The sequence below is a fragment of the Arthrobacter sp. I3 genome, from assembly GCF_000520575.1.
GTDB lineage: Bacteria > Actinomycetota > Actinomycetes > Actinomycetales > Micrococcaceae > Arthrobacter > Arthrobacter humicola_A.
Map to the genome: position 1 here is coordinate 90126 of NZ_KI914908.1, position 3056 is coordinate 93181.

2 protein-coding genes and 1 pseudogene are annotated in these 3056 nt (G+C 69.4%); 2 read left to right on the top strand and 1 reads right to left on the bottom strand.

What is annotated here, in order from left to right:
- Positions 1 to 147: 147 nt before the first annotated feature.
- Together Y706_RS0105155 and Y706_RS23755 are read left to right on the top strand one after the other, a co-directional pair.
- A complete protein-coding gene (locus tag Y706_RS0105155) occupies positions 148 to 399 on the top strand; it encodes an FmdB family zinc ribbon protein (protein ID WP_028275736.1) in 252 nt (83 codons plus the stop codon).
- A 167-nt stretch (positions 400 to 566) separates the two neighbouring features.
- Entirely contained in the window at positions 567 to 1466 is a 900-nt protein-coding gene (locus Y706_RS23755; RefSeq protein WP_253906692.1) for an RcpC/CpaB family pilus assembly protein, read from the top strand.
- Between the two features lie 92 nt (positions 1467 to 1558).
- On the opposite strand, the pseudogene Y706_RS23760 reads toward Y706_RS23755, so the two are convergent.
- Positions 1559 to 3056: pseudogene (locus tag Y706_RS23760) on the bottom strand (AAA family ATPase); the annotation flags it as partial.

Here is a 3056-nt window from a genome sequence, read left to right on the forward strand (position 1 = left end):
CCGCCTGATCCGGGTTCCCGCCGAGGTGATAGAATTGGCACTCAGGCCCTGCGACTGCTAAGGACGGAACAGGTCGATAGACATATCGGCGGTGATCCGGACTCGGCGGCACGGGACCTGCTCGTTTGCCCCTGAGGAGGATTTCCAGTGCCCACGTATGCATACGCCTGCAAGGACTGCAGCCACGCCTTCGAGATCGTGCAGTCGTTCAGCGACAACTCCTTGACGTCCTGCCCCGAGTGCCAGGGCGCGCTGCGCAAGAAGTTCAACAGCGTCGGCGTAGTGTTCAAGGGCTCCGGCTTCTACCGGACCGATTCGCGCGACACCAAGGGCAGCACGGTTTCCCCGGCTCCTGCAGCTCCGGCGGCCACCCCCGCACCCGCCGCCGCGGCCAGCTAAGGCACCTGCCGGGTTGGCGCCGGCCGCCGGCCGGGCCACGGCCGGCTGATCCTGGGCATTGCCCGGCGCTGGCCCCTGCCCGGCGCTGGCCCCTGCCCGCTGTGCCGTTGTCCACATAGGACGTTCCGCGGCTCCCGCCGCTCTGCGCGGATCCGTAGCGTGGCGGCATGGAACTTTTCCTCACCGCGGTTTCCCCGCCTTCGCTCAAAACGGCTGTGCCGGCGGCGTCCGGGCCGTCTTCCGCGCCTTCGTTCAGGCCGTTCCGCGCCGCATTGCCTGAAGCGGGCACCGGCCGTTGGTCCCGTACCGGGATCCGCCCCGCGAGCCTTCCTGCCGCCACGTTTTCCGCCGCAGGCCTTCCGTTCCGTAGCCGGATCGGTCCCGCGAAACCCCGCCGGCGTCCGCCCCGCGGCCGTCCGTCGTGGCGCCGCCTGCGTGGCTGGCTGAATCGGAACCGGCGGCTTATCGCGGCCCTCGTGTTCTGCATCCCCGCGGGACTGACAGTTCAGCAACTGGCTCCAGCGCCCACTGACACTGTCGCAGCCTTCGCCGCCGCGGCCGATCTACCCGCTGGAAAGTCCCTGGAACCCGGCGATCTCAGCAGGATCAGCGTGCCACCCGGCCTTATTCCTGCGGGCAGCCCCGGCAGCGAGACCGCCTTCGAGGGAAAACAGCTGGCCGCACCGTTGCGCCAGGGCCAGCTCCTCACCGACGCCCAGATCCTGGGACCGGGCCTGCTCGCCGGAAGCCCACGCGGCTCTGCGGCCGTGCCGCTGAGGATGGCAGATCCGGCCTCCATCCAACTGGTCTCCCCCGGGCAGCTCGTCAACGTGGTGCTCACTGCCAGCAACGGCATGGAACAACCCGGCGAAAGCCAAATCCTGGCCGAAGCCGTGCCAGTGCTCTGGACGTCGGCGCAGGGCGGCAAGGCCAGCCCCTGGCCCGCCACTGCGGAGACTGACGGGCTGGTGGTGGTGGCAGCGACCGCCGAGCAGGCCCGAAGGCTGGCGGGCGCGTCGACCCAGGGCAAATTGTTTTTCGTGCTTGTGGCGTCACCGCCGGGCTAGCTGTTCACCCAGCAGGGCGTTCCCGCCGGGCCAGTGGCCGGGCAGTTTGCTCCGACGCCGGCCGCGCCCGCAGGCTCCACGCTGGAGGGCCGTCAGCCCCAGTGCGGTGGCTTCTGTTCCTGGAGCCAGGCGTCGTGATCGTAATTATCAGGCTGGTCACCCCAGCGCCGGGGGTCGTCTTCCGCCGCCTTGTTCGGCAGCACACCCTCCGGAACCGTGGCCTGTGCCTCCGAACGGCGGGACGTCTCCTTCGCGGTCTCCTGGTCCGGCCCGTCGCCGGTCGATTCCCCGGTCGATTCGCCGGGCTTCGGCCCCGCGGTGTCGGCCGCGGCCCCCGCCGCGCCGGCTTCGCGGGCGCCGGTGGCGCCGGCGTCGTTCGTGTTGCCGGTGGCGCCGGTGTTGCCAGTGTCGTTCGTGTTGCCGGTATTGCTGGTGATGCCGTCCGCACTCATGCCGCCGGCCTCCTTACTGCCTGTATTGCCTGTCATTGCTGATGTTGGAGCCTGCCGGCGGAATTCTTGGCCAGCAGTTTCGTGGCCGCGGAACACCTGTCCCGAGGGTTCGGCCGCCACGTGGTACTCGGCGGCCCGCGCCTCGTCTATCGCCAAATGCTCGATGCCGTCGTCGAAGAACCCGTGCGATGTCCGCAGCCTGCTGGACACGGCGGGCTTCTCCAACCCTAGGTAGCCGCCAATCCGGTCGGCGCAGGCCGACGGGTCGGTGAAGACCTCTATGGTCCACAGGGGCATGTACCGCCAGCCAAGCCGTTCCAGGAGCTGCGGCCGGAGCCTGCTCCGTTCCCGGACGCTCATCCGCCGGTAGTGGCTGGTGCCATCCGACTCGATCGCCACCGGACGGGGAATCTCCGCATCGTCCTGGCCGATCGTGGTCATCGGATCGGCGGCCGCCACCATGTTCAGGACGCCGTCGTACTGGTGCCACACACGTGCCCCGCGGGCCCGGAGCCGGTCGCCAAGGTCGGCCACGAGCGGATCGGCACCGAGCGCCTGCTCGCTGGCCGCGGCACGGGAGGCGGGGCTGCCAAGATCCGTGTTGCCCGCGATCTCACGGTCCAGGAGTTCGTAGAAGTCCACGGCGCCGTGGCTGAGGCGGCTGACGTCAAGGTCTTCGGGCCGGAAGCAGCTGAGTACGTGCAGGGACCGGCGGGCACGCGTCATCGCCAGGGCGAATTTTGCTCGGCCACCTTCGGCGGAAAGAGGCCCGAGGCTGTGGAGGGTGCGCCCATGCGGCGTGCGGCCATAGCCCGGGGAAAAAATGACGTGGTCGCGGACCAAGCCCTGGGCCCGTTCCAGATCCACCACGCGGAAGGACTCATCCCCCGCACTGAAGAAGCTGCCCAGCATGGGGTAGTTGGGCAGTTGCGCCCTGATGGCCTCGCCGATCCGGGCGGCATGGCGAAGGCTGCCGGTTACCACGGCCAGCGACGTCCGGGGGCGGAGCCGGGCGTGTTCGAAGACGAGCTCCACCGCACGGTTGACCTCGGCAACAACCGATTCGACGCCGTCATGGTCAGCGCTGGGCAGCCCCGTGCCGTCAGGGAGGTACTCCACGCTGAGGGTACGGTCCAGC

Bases quoted from the DNA above. Each gene is read 5' to 3' on its own strand.
- Y706_RS23755 (WP_253906692.1), top strand. From the start codon at position 567: ATGGAACTTTTCCTCACCGCGGTTTCCCCGCCTTCGCTCAAAACGGCT.